Annotated in this window: 16 protein-coding genes; 4 read left to right on the forward strand and 12 right to left on the reverse strand. The window is 65.9% G+C overall.

Annotation, left to right across the window (positions count from 1 at the left end; translation table 11 throughout):
* The 10 genes from L284_RS39100 to L284_RS39145 all read right to left on the reverse strand — a co-directional run.
* On the reverse strand, positions 1-1,207 hold a 1,207-nt coding region (locus tag L284_RS39100; protein ID WP_021234835.1), incomplete at its 3' end, for a DEAD/DEAH box helicase.
* 415 nt (positions 1,208-1,622) lie between these two features.
* Positions 1,623-2,228 (reverse strand): hypothetical protein, encoded by a 606-nt coding sequence (locus L284_RS39105; RefSeq protein WP_021234836.1) that lies wholly within the window; start codon positions 2,226-2,228, stop codon positions 1,623-1,625.
* Positions 2,229-2,337: 109 nt separating this feature from the next.
* Positions 2,338-2,853 (reverse strand): demethoxyubiquinone hydroxylase family protein, encoded by a 516-nt coding sequence (locus L284_RS39110; protein ID WP_021234837.1) that lies wholly within the window; start codon positions 2,851-2,853, stop codon positions 2,338-2,340.
* Positions 2,850-3,338, reverse strand: coding sequence for a disulfide bond formation protein B (locus L284_RS39115; protein ID WP_021234838.1), 489 nt, complete (start codon positions 3,336-3,338; stop codon positions 2,850-2,852). The genes L284_RS39110 and L284_RS39115 overlap by 4 nt, the downstream gene beginning before the upstream one ends.
* Positions 3,339-3,348: 10 nt before the next feature.
* Positions 3,349-4,755 carry a S41 family peptidase gene (locus L284_RS39120; protein WP_021234839.1) on the reverse strand — a complete coding sequence of 469 codons (1,407 nt, stop codon included), beginning with the start codon at positions 4,753-4,755 and terminating at the stop codon, positions 3,349-3,351.
* A gap of 162 nt (positions 4,756-4,917) precedes the next feature.
* Positions 4,918-6,165: a murein hydrolase activator EnvC family protein gene (locus L284_RS39125; RefSeq protein WP_021234840.1), complete on the reverse strand. Its 1,248-nt coding sequence runs from the start codon at positions 6,163-6,165 to the stop codon at positions 4,918-4,920.
* A gap of 261 nt (positions 6,166-6,426) precedes the next feature.
* Positions 6,427-6,852, reverse strand: coding sequence for a 23S rRNA (pseudouridine(1915)-N(3))-methyltransferase RlmH (locus L284_RS39130; protein ID WP_021234841.1), 426 nt, complete (start codon positions 6,850-6,852; stop codon positions 6,427-6,429).
* Between the two features lie 133 nt (positions 6,853-6,985).
* Positions 6,986-7,384, reverse strand: coding sequence for a ribosome silencing factor (rsfS, locus tag L284_RS39135; RefSeq protein WP_031342608.1), 399 nt, complete (start codon positions 7,382-7,384; stop codon positions 6,986-6,988).
* Positions 7,385-7,512: 128 nt separating this feature from the next.
* On the reverse strand, positions 7,513-8,208 hold the full coding sequence (locus L284_RS39140; RefSeq protein ID WP_021234843.1) for a nicotinate-nucleotide adenylyltransferase: 696 nt from the start codon (positions 8,206-8,208) through the stop codon (positions 7,513-7,515).
* A gap of 228 nt (positions 8,209-8,436) precedes the next feature.
* Entirely contained in the window at positions 8,437-9,735 is a 1,299-nt protein-coding gene (locus L284_RS39145) for a glutamate-5-semialdehyde dehydrogenase (protein ID WP_021234844.1), read from the reverse strand.
* Between the two features lie 280 nt (positions 9,736-10,015).
* Between L284_RS39145 and L284_RS39150 the strand changes: the two genes are divergently transcribed.
* Positions 10,016-11,149: a peptidoglycan DD-metalloendopeptidase family protein gene (locus L284_RS39150; RefSeq protein ID WP_021234845.1), complete on the forward strand. Its 1,134-nt coding sequence runs from the start codon at positions 10,016-10,018 to the stop codon at positions 11,147-11,149.
* Positions 11,150-11,153: 4 nt separating this feature from the next.
* Positions 11,154-11,579, forward strand: a complete 426-nt coding sequence (locus tag L284_RS39155) for a bactofilin family protein (protein WP_031342609.1) — start codon at positions 11,154-11,156, stop codon at positions 11,577-11,579.
* An 83-nt stretch (positions 11,580-11,662) separates the two neighbouring features.
* Here L284_RS39155 and L284_RS39160 read toward each other — a convergent pair whose 3' ends face one another.
* Both L284_RS39160 and L284_RS39165 read right to left on the reverse strand, forming a co-directional pair.
* The gene (locus L284_RS39160; RefSeq protein ID WP_021234847.1) at positions 11,663-12,364 is read right to left on the reverse strand and encodes a DUF1013 domain-containing protein; all 702 of its coding nucleotides are present in this window, start codon (positions 12,362-12,364) and stop codon (positions 11,663-11,665) included.
* Between the two features lie 152 nt (positions 12,365-12,516).
* Positions 12,517-13,518, reverse strand: coding sequence for an NAD(P)H-quinone oxidoreductase (locus L284_RS39165; RefSeq protein WP_031342610.1), 1,002 nt, complete (start codon positions 13,516-13,518; stop codon positions 12,517-12,519).
* Between the two features lie 89 nt (positions 13,519-13,607).
* Here L284_RS39165 and L284_RS39170 point away from each other — a divergent pair, with 89 nt between their 5' ends.
* Both L284_RS39170 and clpA read left to right on the forward strand, forming a co-directional pair.
* Positions 13,608-13,826, forward strand: coding sequence for a DUF1192 domain-containing protein (locus L284_RS39170; RefSeq protein WP_021234849.1), 219 nt, complete (start codon positions 13,608-13,610; stop codon positions 13,824-13,826).
* 125 nt (positions 13,827-13,951) lie between these two features.
* Positions 13,952-16,318, forward strand: a complete 2,367-nt coding sequence (gene clpA, locus L284_RS39175; RefSeq protein ID WP_021234850.1) for an ATP-dependent Clp protease ATP-binding subunit ClpA — start codon at positions 13,952-13,954, stop codon at positions 16,316-16,318.
* Positions 16,319-16,346: the final 28 nt, after the last annotated feature.

Genomic DNA, 16,346 nt, shown 5'->3' on the forward strand with positions numbered 1-16,346 from the left:
CCTGGCGCGAAGGCGCGGGCAGGCGCGCGGCCTGCTTCTGGAAGTCCTCGGGCAGGCCGAGCGTCGCCAGCTTCACGCGAGTCAGCTTCTCGATGTCGCGGATGTAGGGCTTCTCGTCGGGCGCGACATAGCTGATCGCCACGCCGTCCGCGCCGGCGCGCGCGGTGCGGCCGATGCGGTGGACGTACTGCTCGGCCACGTTGGGGATCTCGAAGTTGTAGACGTGGCTCACGCCGCTGACGTCGATGCCGCGCGCCGCGATGTCAGTGGCGACGAGGATGCGGATGGTGCCCTGGCGGAAGCCGCCGAGCGCGGCGGTGCGCTGGGCCTGGCTCTTGTTGCCATGGATCGCGGCGGCCGGGATGCCGGCGGCGACGAGGTGGCGAACCACGCGGTCGGCGCCGTGCTTGGTGCGGGTGAAGACCAGCGCGCGGTCGATGGCGCCATGGGCGGCCTTCTCGGCGGCGTCCTCGGCCAGGCCTTCACGCAGGCTGAGGGTCAGCAGCGCCTGCTTTTCGGCCTGGTTGATGAAGGTGGCGTACTGTTCGACACGCTCCGCCGTGGTCGACTGCGGGGCGACTTCGACCTTCACCGGGTTGTTGATGAACTGCTTGCCCAATTCGGCGATCGCCTGCGGCATGGTGGCCGAGAAGAACAGGCTCTGGCGCTGCTTGGGCAGAAGGTTCGCAACGCGCTTCAGCGGGACGATGAAGCCGAGGTCCATCATCTGGTCGGCTTCGTCGAGCACGAAGATCTCGACATGGCGCAAGGTCAGTGCGCGGCTGTCGATCAGGTCCAGCAGGCGGCCGGGCGTGGCGACGAGGATGTCGGTGCCGCGCTCCAGCGCGCGGGCCTGCTTGCCGGCGGGCACACCGCCGAAGATGCACTGGACCGAAAGGTTCAGGAACTTGGCATAGCCGCGCATGTTCTCGGCGATCTGCGCCGCGAGTTCGCGGGTCGGCGAGAGCACGAGCATGCGGCAACCGGCGTTCTGGCGCGGCTTGGGGTCATTGGCGAGGCGGTGCAGCGACGGCAGCGAGAACGCAGCGGTCTTGCCGGTGCCGGTCTGCGCAATGCCGAGAATGTCACGGCCCTCGAGCAGCGCGGGAATCGACTGGCGCTGGATGGGCGAGGGATCGGTGTAGCCCTTGGCCGCGAGCGCACGGAGAATCGGCTCGGCCAGACCAAGTTCGGAAAAATAGGACATGTGTCACTTTCACAAGGTGCGGGGCACGCGGAAGGTACTTGGCCCGCGCACACAGCAAGGTGTCGTTACGGGCGACCCTGCGTGAAGAAGGAAGCTGGTTCAAAAGGACAACCGCTCATCCGGGCCGGTCCGCATCGGGACGTCACGCTGCTCACGGATTGCGGCAGGGAAGAACCCTACGCGCCGGTTGTCGGGATGCATTTAGTGTGCGCTGCGGCAAAACGCAAGATAATTGCGCATAGGGGCTGGAGGTGCCGCGCCGCCTGTTTTGCGAGACCTTATCGGCTGATCCCGGCCAGATACTACAGGCGAAGAGAATGCCCTCCCTCCCTTGTTGTGGCCGACTGGCAGGCCGCGAATTCTTGCACGTAACGTCTTGAACCGTGCCTCGCGCCTTGCGCCCCTCCCCCTCTGCTTACTTCTTCGCCTTGGGCTGAGGCAGCGCGGCGTCGGTAGCGTCCGCCTTCGCGTCGGCTTCGGCTTCCTGACGCTTGCGCTGTTCGAAGTAGGCGTTTTCCGCTTCCTCGACGCGCTTCTGCTGCTCGGCGGCCTCGGCATCGATCGTCGAGAGGCGCTTCTCGCGCTCGGCCTCGATCAATTCGCTGAACCGGACTTCCGAGCCGTTCTTGCGCTCTGCCGCAGCTTGCCGGATCAGTTTCTGGGTGCAGCCCGATGCCCCGCCCGGCCCGACCGGGGAGCAGCTCATGTTGCCGAACGCGCCCACGGTTTCATAAGCCTGCACCTTGTTGGTCCAGGCCTCCGACTGCGGGCGATCGATGCCGCGCAGCGGTTCGGGGATACGGAAACGCTCCGCCTCGGCCTTGCGCGCGCAGACGGTGATCTCGCCGTTGGTGCCGGCCGGGCAAGGGTCGTCACCATAGACGATGAGCTGGTTCACCTTGTCGCCCGAGCCGAGATCGTCCGCCACGGAGGAATCCTGTGCGGCGGCGGGCAGAGCGCCCATCGACAGCCCCAGCCCGAACGTGGCGAATGCTGCGGCAGTGGTCAGGAGGCGCGTCATGGAATTGCTCCAGCTTGGTCTTGGTTGCGGGGCCGATGCGGCACCGTCAGCCTTTATGGTCATATGCTATCATGCCGCCCTTGTGAGGCGTGACTATAACGTCCGGATTTCAGATTCTTTCCGAAAGCTTGATCGCCACCCGGCAACCCAGCCTTATCGCATTGAACAGCAGCGGATAGGCCGGGGCCTTCTCCGCACCGGCCGCAAGGGCCGCGTCCCGGTGCTCGCGCTCTTCATCGCGGAACTTGCCGATCACCGCGCCGAGTTCGGGATCCTCGTCGCCCAGGTCTTCAAGCTGTTCGGTGTAATGTCGGTCGATCTCTGTCTCGATCGCCGCGGTACAGGCCATGGCCGCTTCGGGTCCAATCAGCGCCGTCGCCGCGCCCAGCGCATAGCCGGCCACCGACCACACCGGCTGCAGGAGCGTCGGCCGCACGCCGCGTTCGGCGATCATGGCATCGAAGCGGGCCTGATGCTCCGCCTCCTGCTCGGCCATTCCGGCGATTTCGGTCGAGTGCGGAGCGCGGGCGCCCATGACGGCGAGTTGCCCTGCATAGATGCGCGTGGCACCGAACTCTCCGGCCTGGTCGACCCGGATCATCCGCGCAGCCTTCGATGACGTCATGACGGAACCTTGCGGCTGCGGGCGACGAGGCCGAACACGGCCAGGGCACCCAGGGTGGAGATGAGGAAGTTGAAGCCAGCCAGGGAGATGCCGCCCAGGGTCCAGGGCGCCACGTCGCAGCGGATCACCGGCGCATTCAGGATCGCATCCATCGGGTCGACGCCCGCCGCGAACGGCGTGGAGGTGCAGGCGGTCATGCCCTGCCACCAGCCATATTCGACGCCCGCATGGAAGCCGCCGATCAGACCGGAAGCCAGAATTCCCACGGCAGCCACGGCCACCAGCGGGCGGACCGGCCGCCAGAAGAACGCAAGCGCCGCGAAGACGATCGCGAACATGTGCGGGTAGCGCTGCCACCAGCACATCTCGCAGGGATGGAGCCCGAAAACGTACTGGCTGACGTAGGCGCCGCCGAGCAGGACAATCGGAACGGCCAGGGCCAGAGCGCGGGCGGCGCGCAGGGGAGCGGCAACGGCAACGGTCATTGCGGCGATCTCAGTCCTTCTGCACGGTCTTGGGCGCGGCCGATGCCTGGGCCGGAACCGTCGCGACCGGCGCGCTGTAGCGGGCGAGAGCCGGTTTGCCGGCCGTGCGGCGCAGCGTGTCGATCGCATAGGCGAGCTGGAAATCCTCGATCCCCTGCTTCTTCAGATCCTCGGCCGTGGCCTTGAAGCGCGGATCTTCCTTCTTGTCGGTTTCCAGTTCCTTGTCGTCCAGCGAAGCCTCGTTGATGAGGTGGCCGCGCAAATCGGATTCGCGCACCGCGCGCTCCGCCCGGGCGCGCGCGTCAGGGTCGGAAAGCTGCGGAACCTTGAGGTCGGGCACGATGCCGCCCTCCTGCACCGAGTGCCCCGAAGGCGTGAAATAGCGCGCAGTCGTGAGCTTCACGGCGCTGTTCTTGTCGAGCTGGATGAACGACTGGACCGAGCCCTTGCCGAAAGTCCGCTCGCCCATGACCACGGCGCGGTGCTGGTCCTGCAGCGCACCGGCGACGATCTCGGAGGCCGAGGCAGATCCGGCATCGACCAGCACGACGATCGGCATGCCCTTGACCACATCGCCCTTGAACATCGATTCGGCGCGGTAGTACTGGTTTTCGCTGGCGATGCGGCCGCGCTGCGAGACGATCACGCCCTTGTCGAGGAACAGGTCGGAAAGCGCCACCGCCTCATCCAGCGAACCGCCCGGATTGGAGCGCAAGTCGAGCACCAGACCGTCCAGCTTGACGCCCTTGGTGGCCGCCTGCTTCTTGAGGTCGGCAATGCCCCGGTTCACGAAGTTGCCGACATCGCGCGAGAACTCGTTCACCGAGATGACGCCGACGTCGTTCTTCAGCTCCCAGGTCACCGGCTCCAGTTCGATCACGCCGCGCGTGACGGTGACGTCGAACGGCTTGTCGCGGCCGGGGCGATAGATCGTCAGGCGGATCGAGGTGCCAGCCTGGCCGCGCATCTTGGACACGGCCTCGTCCAGGTCACGCTCATAGTAGAGCACGCCGTCAAGGTGGGTGATGTAGTCGCCTGCCTTCAACCCCGCCTTCTCAGCCGGGCTGCCCTTGAACGGCGAGATGATCTTCACCGCGCCATCATCCTCGACCACCGAGAGGCCGAGACCGGTGTAATTGCCGTCGATCATCGTCTCCAGCCGCTGGAGCGAAGGGCCGTCGAGATAATTCGAGTGGGGATCGAGACTGGCGAGCATGCCGTCGATCGCGCCCTTGATCAGCTTGTCGTCGTCCACCTGATCGACGTAGTTGGCCTTGACCAGTTCGTAGATCGTGAAAAGCTTGCTGAATTCGGGATTCACGCGGCTGTCCACCGCGGCAAGACCGGACGTCGCCGCGGGAAGGACGGCTACGGCCGACACCAGCAGGGCAGCGCGCATCAGGGGTGCGAATTTCATCGGGCTTAGGGGCCTTTTCGGTAGGTCACGCCAGCTGGAAGCCGGGAGAATTCCCGACTGTAATCCTACAGCACCGCGCGCACAATTGCCAAGAACGCGCGGAACTGCACTGACGGTATAAGGTCGTTGATGAACGAACCGGGAATGAAGTGGCTGCGGCGCTCAAAGCGAGCGGATATATTGTAGAGGATTGACCGCCTGACCCTGCCGCCGCAGTTCGACCATGATGCGCGGCGCCTTGGGCCCCATCGTGCCGATCGGCGCACCGGCGACGACTTGCCTGCCGGTTTGCGCATCGAGCCGCGTCAGGCCGGTGAGCAGGGACGTCCAGCCGCCCCGGTGCTCGATAATGACGATCTGCCCATATCCGCGATAAGGCCCGGCGAAAGCGACCCGCCCGGCGGCAGGCGAGACGACTTGCGCATGGGCGCGCGTTGCCAGCGTCAGGCCTTTCGAAGGCGCCTGGCCGGGCAGGATCTCGCCGAATCCTGTCAGCAGGCGGCCGGTTGCCGGCAACATGTAGCTGGCCAAGCCTTCCGGGACGGGAACGAATTGCGCGGCGCCGATCACGCGCGCCTCCTCCGGCCGGGGCGGGCGCATGGTCGGGCCGGGCAGTGCCGCAAGCTGTTCGCGCAAAGCGCCCTGCTCGCCGATGCGGTCCACCAGATCGCTCAGGTCTCGGGCCTTTTCGGCAAGAGCCACGGCGCGCTCACCCTCGCGCGCGGCGATGCCGCTGGCAGCGCGCCCGGCCAGCCGCTGGCGCGATTCCAGCGCGGCCAGCGCACGGCGCCGCTGGCGCATCTCGCCTTCCATTTGCGCCAGCTGATGCCCGGCGGCGCGCGCCTGCTGTTCCAGCGCGCGCCCCCTCTCGATTTCGGCGCGCAGCCCTTTGGTGCGGCGCTCGACTTCCGGCAGCATTGTATCCATCACGGCACGCAGATAGACTGCATCGCGCACTGATCCCGGTCGCAAGACGGCCAGCAGCGGCGGGCGGCGCGAAAGGCGTTGGAGCGAGCCGGTAAGCCGCGCGAGGGGCGCCTGCTTCTCGGCCAGCCGCTCCCGCAAGCGAATACGCTCGAGCGCGATCAGCCGTACCTGGGCTTTCTGCGCGGCAATGGCGGCTTCGGTCTGCTGGATGCGGGCGGCTATGGCGGCGGTTTCGCGGGCGGTCTTTTCGGCCTGCTCGCTCACCTGGCGCGCCTTGGCTTCCAGCCTTTCGGCCCGCTGCCGCGCGGCGTCGCTTTCCCGCCGCGCCAGCGCCATGTCGCGCTGTGCGGAAGCGGCGTCCACCGCCGGGTCGAGCACTGCCAGGGCGCCGGACTGGGTCAGCCCCTCACCCGCCAGCGCGGCAAGACCGATGGCGAGCGCGGCCGAGGCGGTCATCAGGAGATTGCGGGATGCAGGCTTCACGTCCGGCTGATTAGGGCAGCGCGAGTCCGGCGAAAAGAGGAAAGCTTTCAGGCTTCCGGGAGACGGCGTCACGGTCTCGAGGCATAGGCGTCACGGTCTAGAGGCATAGGCCTCATGATCCAGAGGCACCGGCTGGTGCATAAAGCGCGCGCCGACGCTTCCTCATCGCGCCGATCGCCCCGCCGTTGATGGCCCGGAAGGGATCCTGAAAACAAGGTCAGGACGACGGCGGAGGAAGGGTTGGAACCCCACCAGCCCCGCTCAGCCGGAACGGTGATAGGGATGCCCCGCCAGGATCGCGGTCGCGCGCCAGAGCTGTTCGGCCAGCATCGCGCGCGCCATCAGGTGCGGCCAGGTCATCTTGCCGAAGCAGAGAAGGTGGTCCGCCCGCGCGCGGGCTTCGTCGCCGTGGCCATCGGCGGCGCCGATCAGGAAGCGGCACTCTCGCACGCCCTCGTCGCGCCAGCGGCCGAGCAGGGCGGCGAACTCTTCCGAACTCATGGCCTTGCCGCGCTCGTCGAGCAGCACTTCCCGGAACGGCGTATGCGCCGGCGGGGGCACTTTGCCGCCCACGTCGGGCAGTTCGCTATGCCGGAACGGCCAGGTCAGGCGCTTGGCATAGCGGTCAAGCAGCTCCCCCTCGGGCGAGCGCGCGATCTTGCCGCGGGCGATGATGTGAAGAAGCATGCGAAAACGCTGGCCGCGATGCGGAAAGGACGGGCATCACGGGCACGGCTTGTGCGCCGCGCCGCGATATCCAGTCGGAGCCCGGCCACGCCTGCGGCCGGGTCAGTGCCTTCTTCCGCCTTCCGGGCGCGGCTCAGGCCGCGCCGGACGGCCCGTCGAAGCCCCACATCCTTTCCAGGTTGTAGAAGCTGCGCACTTCCGGACGGAAGAGATGGACGATCACGCCGCCTGCATCCACCAGCACCCAGTCGGCTGCGGGCAGACCTTCTACGCGGGCGTGGCCGAAGCCGCCGTGCTTGAGGCGTTCGCCGAGTTTCTGGGCCATGGCCGCCACCTGGCGGGTCGAACGGCCCGAAGCGATCACCATGAATTCGGCGATGCTCGACTTGCCGGCCAGGTCGATGGTCACGATGTCCTGCGCCTGGTCGTCATCCAGGGACTGCAGGACGAGCGCCAATTGCGGGTCGTCTGACTCCACCGTGGCGAGGGGCGTTGCGCCGGTTGAGGCCGGCTGTATCTGTGCCTGTGGCATCTTAAGTAGGGTCTGCTCCTTTCAGCGACCGACCCGGCCGGGCATCGGATGCTTCGCATCGAATGCCTTGCCGCGCACGATCTGATCATTGGGTTTCCGGGCATGCGAACGAGAGGCTGGACGCCTGCTCACGCTGCATCTCCGGGTATCGGGCGGTGGGTGACGTTGTCTCTGAGCGATACCGCACCAGATGAGTCAGCCTGCGGAAGCCTGTTCATCAGCTTCCGGGCCCACTCGGGATCGGCTTGGCGTATCGCCGTGGCCGACCGCGTATCGGGGTCGAATCGCAATGTCACCAGCGCGGGTGCGCTCCACCTTTCCGGACCACGAAGACTGGGACGGGGCCTCCGGAACCTCCCCAACCAGACCATCGCGGGGCTCGCGAGGGCAGCGCCATCATACCCCGGACGGGCGATTACCGCAATCGGCATGAGTCGAGCGATGGCGCGCCAGTCTTTCCAGCGATGAAACTGGGCCAGATTGTCGGCGCCCATGATCCAGACGAAGCGCCGTTTCGGATAGCGCCGCAACAGCTTCTTCAGCGAATCGACGGTGTAGCGCGTCCCCAGTTCACGCTCGATCGCCGTGACGCGGATCGGCGCGCGGCGCGCCTGCCGCTGCGCCGAGAGCACCCGCGCGGCGAGCGGCGCCATGCCGGCTTTCGGCTTCAGCGGATTGCCCGGCGAAACCAGCCACCAGACTTCGTCCAGCCCCAGCGCACCCGCCGCGAAAAGGCTGATGCGCCGGTGCCCGCCATGGGCCGGGTTGAAGCTGCCGCCGAGCAGACCGACGGTCGGGCCGGGGCGAGTCTTGTGATCAGACATGGAAAGCGTTCACGCGAAAGCACGGAGGCGCTGAGACGATAAGCCTTGATTCGCGCAGAGACGCAGAGATGTCGCGCGTCCGGTGGAGCCGCTTTTCCCATGAACATGCGGTTAGGCAAACCGTTGAATGGATAGAAAGCCCGCGGCGCGGCAAGACACCTCTGCGTCTCTGCGTTTCTGCGCACTTCCCGATCTTTCTCCGCGCCTTCGCGCCTCCGCATGCGAAAATCAGGGCCGCTCCTGCCCGGTGCCACGCACCAGCCATTTGTAGGTCGTAAGCCCTTCGAGCGCGACCGGGCCGCGGGCGTGAAGGCGGCCCGTGGCGATGCCGATTTCCGCGCCCAGCCCGAATTCGGCGCCGTCGGCGAACTGGCTGGATGCATTGACCATGACGATCGCACTGTCGACTTCCGCCAGGAATCGCTCCGCCGCCGCAGGGTCGGCTGCGACGATGGCGTCAGTATGATGCGAGGAATGCGCGGCGACATGGTCCATCGCCGCCTCGAGTCCGTCCACCACCGCTACCGAAAGCACGGCGTCGAGATACTCGGTGTCCCAGTCCTCGTCACCAGCCGGAAGCACGCGCGGATCGAGCGCCTGCGCCCGGGAATCGCCGCGCAGTTCGCATCCGGCATCGGCCAGCGCCTTCACCACTTGGGCCGAGGCCGGGAACTGGGTGTCGAGCAGCAGGGTCTCCATCGACCCGCAGATGCCGGTGCGGCGCAGCTTGGCATTCAGCGCGATGCGGCGCGCCATCTCGGGATCTGCCGAGGCGTGGACGTACGTATGGCAAATGCCGTCCAGATGGGCGAGCACGGGAACGCGGGCATCGGCCTGGACGCGAGCGACCAGGCTCTTGCCGCCGCGCGGGACGATCATGTCGATCAGGCCCGCTGCCGTCAGCATCGCGCCGACAGCGGCGCGGTCCTGCGTGGGCACGAGCTGCACCGCAGCCGCAGGGACGCCCGCCTGCTCGAGGCCGGCAACCATCGCTGCCAGTATCGCGCGATTCGATTGGAGCGCCTCGCTGCCGCCGCGCAGAAGCACGGCGTTGCCCGACCGCAGGCAAAGCGCGGCTGCATCGGCGGTGACGTTGGGGCGGCTTTCATAAATAATGCCGATCAGCCCGATCGGGATCCGCACGCGCGAGAGTTGCAGGCCGTTGGGCCGCTCGCTCTTAGAAATCACTTCGCCTACCGGATCGGGCAGGCCCGCGACCTGCTCCACCGCATCGGCGATTCCGGCAAGACGTCCCGCATCGAGCCGCAGACGATCGAGCATGGCGCCGGTCAGCCCCTTGGCTTCGGCCGCCGCGATATCCTGGGCATTGGCCTCGAGAATATCCCTTTCCGCCGCACGCAGCATGCCTGCGGCGGCACGCAGCGCCTCCGCCTTCCGTACATCGGTCAGCCGCGCCAGAACGCGCTGCGCGGCGCGGCCGGCCGTAGCCAGACGAGCGACCAGAGCCTCGGGAGATTCGTCTCCGGCAGGCTGATTGTCGGCGGCAAGTGTAGTCAGCACGTTCATGACAAGCGGACTAGCATCGATGAACTGCGCTGTCACGGATAGCTCCGCCTTCCCATAGAGACGGCGTGCTGGCGTTGATAAACCGGCATTTTTTGACGAATCAACCCAAACGGGAGATGAACGGCTCAGCCCTCGCCCGCCACAAGTTCCTCCGTTCATCGTGAACCAGGCCCTGTTCGACCGGATTCCGCAAGGAGTCACGGCAAGTCGATTCGCCTTGCCGCCGCCCGGCTGCTAGCTCGCGGCCCCGGGTTCAAGCGAAAAATCACGCGGGGTCGTTTTGCTAATCACATCTGCCGGGGCGCTCAAGAAGCGTCTCAAGGCGGCGTTCCCGGATCGCGAACTGATCGTGCGATCGCAGGGACAGGTCCGCTTCATCCGTATCTCTTCAGGCATGCAGAAGGCCGGTGCCGCGCTGATGGCCTCTCTGGTCGGCGCATCGTGCCTGTCGATGGGTGCCCTGGCGCTATCCGAATTTTCCACCCGCAGCGAACAAGCCGCCCTTGCAGCGCGCGAGGCGCAAGTCGCCAGCGCGGCCAGCAAGGTAGCGCGTTATCGCGAGGACCTGAACGGCACCGTGGCAGACCTCGCCCGCCGCCAGCAGTTCATCGAGAAGATGATCGACGCGCATATCGGTGAGCTTCCGGAAGAGGCGCAAGCCGGTGCCGCCGCAACCGGCAAGGCTCCCGAAGCCGCCGACAAGATCAGCGCCGCCCTGCCCGCTGCCGGCAAGCTCGCCCAGATCAAGGCCGAGCAGGTCGCTCTGGTCGAGCGCCTGACCCGCTATGCCGATCATCGTGCTTCACTCGCTTCCGATGCCATTCGCAAGCTGGGCCTCAACCCTGCGCCGATGATGGCCCGCGCGCGGTCCAAGGTCGCCGAAGGTGGTCCGCTGGAAAGCCTTGCCACCGGTGCCGACGGATCGCTGGACCCACGATTCCAGCGCCTCGGCCTCAGTCTCGCGCGCATGGATGCGCTGGAAAGCGGCCTCGCATCGATCCCGCAGGTTCAGCCTGCCCACGTCGCCTATGTGTCGTCCAGCTACGGCTATCGCTCCGACCCGTTCACCGGCGGAGCGGCATTCCACGCCGGTCTTGACTTCCCCGGACCGATGGGTTCGCCGATCTACGCGGCTGCGAAAGGCAAGGTTTCCTTCGTCGGCCAGCGCCAGGGCTACGGCAACTGCATCGAGATCAGCCATGGCAACGGGTTGATGACTCGTTACGGCCACCTTTCCGCCTTCGGCGTTCGCGTCGGCCAGGACGTGGACGGCGGAACCCGCATCGCCGCGATGGGCAGCACCGGCCGCTCCACCGGCTCGCACCTTCACTTCGAAGTGCGCGTCAACAATCGTCCGATGAATCCGCGCCCCTTCCTGGAGGCCGCCCGCAATGTTCAGCAAGAAGCCCGATAGCACCATGGTCAAGAACTTCTCCAATCACCGTACCGGCCCGACTTCGGGCTTCTCGATGCTCGGAAACGACATCACGCTCACCGGCAACGTCGAAGCCTCGGCAGACCTGCACATCGATGGACGCGTTATCGGCGACATCACCTGCAAGGCCCTGGTCCAGGGCGAGGACAGCGAAATCGCCGGCGGGATCTCCGCCGAATCGGTCCGCATCGCCGGAATCGTGCGCGGCACGATCACCGCCCGTGAAGTGGTGATTCTCAAGAGCGCGCAGATCATCGGCGACGTGGCCTACGACGCCCTCACCATCGAGCAGGGCGCCCGCCTCGAAGGCCGCCTCAGCCCCAATGGCGGCCAGATGCCGCCGGCTCTCGCCCGCCTGCCGCACGCAGTTTCCGACGACGGGGCCGAAGTCGTCATCGCCGCCGAGTAAATCGGCTCCCGCTTTCCAGCAAAAAGCCCGCGACAGCCACCTGTCGCGGGCTTTTTTGTGTTCGGCGATCGGCCGGGAGGCGATCAGTCCTCCCCGGCGGCCTCGGCAGCGCGCTTGGCTTCGAGCCAGGCCGCGACTTCGGCTTCCTGCGCGGCTTCGCTGGCGGCGCGCGAGGCCGCTTCGCGCTCGGCGCGCAGTTCGTCGATCAGGGCCTGGCGGTCGTCGCCGAGGCGTTCGTCACCCTGACCGTTGTCCTGGATGCCCGCCTTCTTCGCGGCCTTGAACACGATGCCGTCCAGTTCGCGCTGCGAGCAGAGACCCAGCGTCACCGGATCCTTCGGCGTGATGTTGGCGATGTTCCAGTGCGAACGGTCACGAATGGCGGCAATCGTGTTGCGGGTCGTACCGATCAGCTTGCCGATCTGCGCGTCCGAAACCTCGGGGTGGTTGCGCAGGATCCAGGCGATGCCGTCCGGCTTGTCCTGGCGCTTCGAGACCGGCGTGTAGCGCGGGCCCTTGGTGCGGTTGGAGGTGACCGGAACCTTGTGCATGCGGAGCTTGTACTCCGGGTTTGCCTGGCCCTTCTCGATCTCTTCCATGGTCAGTTCACCCGAACGCACGGGATCGCGTCCGGTATACTTGCTGGATGCCAGGTCATCGGCCATCGCCTGCACTTCGAGCATGTGCAGGCCGCAGAACTCTGCGATCTGCTCGAAGGTCAACGCGGTGCTGTCGACCAGCCACGAGGCGGTCGCGTGCGGCATCAGCGGAGTGGGCTGGCTCATGTCTCTATCTCCGGCGGAAACAATAAGGGCCGCCCCTTCGCGGAGCGGCCGTACAGAGCCGATTTAGGGAAACTTTGTCCATTCGGCAAGCAAAAGCCTTGCTTTCGGCAACTCTGTTCTACGCGGCGCCGCAACGATTCGACCGAAGGCGATCAGATTTCCAGCACGATCTTGCCGATATGATCCCCCGCTTCCATGCGGGCATGAGCGGCGGCGGCCTCCGCCAGCGGGAATCGCGTGTCCATCACCGGGCGCAGAACGCCATCCTCGAACAGCGGCCAGGCATTGGCGCGGATCTCCTGCGCGAGCAGGGCCTTGAACGAATCCGTGCGCGGCCGCAGGGTCGATCCGGTCAACGTGTAGCGCCGGGTCATGACCACGGCCATGTTGAGGTCGGCCTTCATGCCGCCTTGTACGGCGATGGTGACATGGCGGCCATCGAGCGCCAGACACTTGAGGTTGCGGGCCACATAGTCGCCCGCCACCATGTCCAGCACCAGATCGACGCCCCGGCCATGGGTGATCCGCGCGACTTCCTCTACGAAATCGCTCGTCCGGTAATCGATCGCATGATCCGCGCCGATCTCCAGCGCGCGGGCGCATTTGTCCGGCGAACCGCAAGTGACGATCACGGTGAGGCCGAATTGGCGGCAGAGCATCGTCGCCATCGTGCCAATGCCGCTGGTGCCGCCATGAATCAGGATGGTCTCCCCTTCCCGCGCCCAGCCCCGTTCGAAAACATTGTGCCAGACGGTGAAGAGAGTCTCGGGCAGTGCCGCCGCCTCTTCCATCGCCAGCGATTCGGGAACCGGCAGGCAGGCGCCGACCTTGGCGATGCAATATTCGGCATAACCGCCGCCCGCCACCAGGGCGCAGACCTTCTGCTCGGGCTCCAGTTTGGTGACGCCCTCGCCAAGAGCCACGACCCGCCCGGAGATCTCCAGCCCCGGCAGCGGCGAGGCCCCCGGCGGCGGGGGGTACTTGCCCTGGCGCTGCACCACATCGGGCCGATTGACGCCCGCGAAGGCGACCTTGACGAGGACCTCTCCCGGCCCCGGCACCGGAACCGGCACGGTTACGGGCTGGAGAACCTCGGGGCCGCCAGGCTCGTCGAAGCCGATCGCGGTCATCGTCAAAGGTAGATTAGCTGACATGCTTGTCCTGTTGCCACAGTCCCACTTTGAAGTGGAACATATTTTCTCGGCATTGACAGGCTTAGACTACAGTCCGATGCTGCGATGCAATGGACGAGGACGATCGACCGCGGCGGCGGTCAGCCGAAGGCGACTTCGGAGCTGCCAGCCTTCTCGCCAGCGAAAGCCTGGATCGCTTTTCGCTGGACGAACTCGATGCACGCATCGCGCTTCTCGAATCAGAGATCGAACGGATCAAGGCCCATCGCGGGAAAGCCTCAGCGCATATGCTTGCGGCCGAAGCGCTGTTCAGATCGAGGAAAGCATGATCGGCGCCACACTCCTTAACGGCAACCTCGCAACCAACCGGAGCGTCCCTATATTATGAAATGAACACTGCCCGGCCAAACTCCCCGCCAAGGAGAGTCCCCCCTTCCAGATGAAAGTTTTCTAGATGCCAAGTTTCGCGCAAAGCCTGGAAAAGACACTGCACTCGGCCCTGTCGCACGCCTCCGAGCGCAGCCACGAGTACGCCACGCTGGAGCACCTGCTGCTCGCCCTGATCGACGATCCGGACGCGGCACAGGTCATGCAGGCATGCGGCGTGGAGCTTGGCGACCTCGGTGACGTGGTCCGTCAGTATCTCGACCAGGAATACCAGTCGCTCAAGACCGAGGACAAGGGCGATCCGGCACCGACTGCCGGCTTCCAGCGCGTGATCCAGCGCGCCATCCTCCATGTCCAGTCATCGGGCAAGGACACCGTCACCGGCGCCAATGTGCTGGTCGCGCTGTTCTCCGAACGCGATTCCTACGCGGTCTACTTCCTGCAGCAGCAGGACATGAGCCGCCTGGATGCCGTGAGCTACATCAGCCACGGCATCGGCAAAGGCGGAAAGCGCGTCGAGGAAAAGGGCACCAAGGGCAGCGAGGAGCACGCTCCCACGCCCGAGGAGAAGGCAGAGGCCAAGAATGCCGGAAAGAAGGATTCGGCGCTCGACCAGTTTACCGTCAATCTCAACGACAAGGCGCTGAACGGCAAGGTCGATCCGCTGATCGGTCGCGGCCCGGAAGTGGACCGCACGATCCAGATCCTCTGCCGCCGCTCGAAGAACAACCCGCTCTACGTGGGTGATCCCGGCGTCGGCAAGACCGCCATTGCCGAGGGTCTCGCGCGCAAGATCGTCGAGGGCGAAGTGCCGGAAGTGCTGGCCGAAGCGGTGATCTACTCGCTCGACATGGGCAGCCTCCTGGCCGGAACCCGCTATCGCGGCGACTTCGAGGAACGCCTGAAGCAGGTCGTCTCCGAACTGGAGAAGATGCCGCACGCGATTCTCTTCATCGACGAGATTCACACGGTGATCGGCGCCGGCGCCACCAGCGGCGGCGCGATGGATGCCTCGAACCTGCTCAAGCCCGCGCTGTCGGGCGGCACGATCCGCTGCATCGGCTCCACCACCTACAAGGAGTTCCGCAACCACTTCGAAAAGGACCGCGCCCTGCTGCGCCGGTTCCAGAAGATCGACGTGAACGAACCCACGGTGGAAGACACGATCAAGATCCTGCGCGGCCTTCGCTCGGCCTTCGAAGAGCACCACAAGGTCAAGTACACACCCGATGCGATCAAGACCGCCGTCGAGCTTTCGGCGCGCTACATCAATGATCGCAAGCTGCCCGACAAGGCGATCGACGTGATCGACGAAGTGGGCGCGATGCAGATGCTGGTGCCCCCCAGCCGCCGCAAGAAGACGATCACCGCCCGCGAGATCGAGGCCGTGATCGCCACCATGGCGCGCATCCCACCCAAGTCGGTCAGCTCCGACGACAAGAAGGCGCTCGAGAATCTCGAACGCGACCTGAAGCGGGTGGTATTCGGGCAGGACAAGGCCATCGGCGTTCTTTCCACCGCCATGAAGCTCAGCCGCGCGGGCCTGCGCGACCCGGACAAGCCGATCGGCTCGTTCCTGTTCTCCGGCCCCACCGGCGTCGGCAAGACCGAAGTCGCCCGCCAGCTCGCGTCGATCATGGGCATCGAGCTCAAGCGCTTCGACATGTCTGAATACATGGAGCGTCACTCGGTCAGCCGCCTGATCGGCGCGCCTCCGGGCTATGTCGGCTTCGACCAGGGCGGTCTGCTGACCGATGCGATCGACCAGAATCCGCACTGCGTGCTGCTGCTGGACGAAATCGAGAAGGCCCATCCCGACCTGTTCAACATCCTGCTGCAGGTGATGGACAACGGCCGCCTGACCGACCACCACGGCAAGACCGTGGACTTCCGCAACGTTGTCCTGATCATGACCACCAATGCGGGCGCGTCCGACATGGCCCGCCAGGGCATCGGCTTCGGCGACACGTCCAAGGCGGATGCCGGGGACGAGGCGGTGAAGCAGATGTTCACGCCGGAATTCCGCAACCGTCTCGACGCCATCGTGCCCTTCGCCTACCTCGCCAAGGACACGATCAGCCGCGTGGTGGACAAGTTCATCCTCCAGCTCGAACTCCAGCTGGCCGACCAGAACGTCCACATCCAGTTCGACTCCGACGCACGCACCTGGCTGGGCGATCGCGGTTACGACAAGCTCTACGGTGCGCGCCCGATGGGCCGCGTGATCCAGGAGAAGGTCAAGCAACCGCTGGCCGAGGAACTGCTGTTCGGCAAGCTCGCGCATGGCGGCGAAGTCCACGTTTCGGTGAAGGACGATGGGCTGAACTTCGAACTGACGCCCGCCGCCCCCAAGGTGGTCGGCAAGAAGAGGGCTCCGGCCAAGGCTTCTTCCAAGAAGCCCGGTCCGCAGCCGGAAGCCAACGCGGACGACTGAACTTCCGTGAATTGAAATCGACGGGGCG

The sequence above is a fragment of the Novosphingobium lindaniclasticum LE124 genome, from assembly GCF_000445125.1.
Taxonomy (GTDB): domain Bacteria; phylum Pseudomonadota; class Alphaproteobacteria; order Sphingomonadales; family Sphingomonadaceae; genus Novosphingobium; species Novosphingobium lindaniclasticum.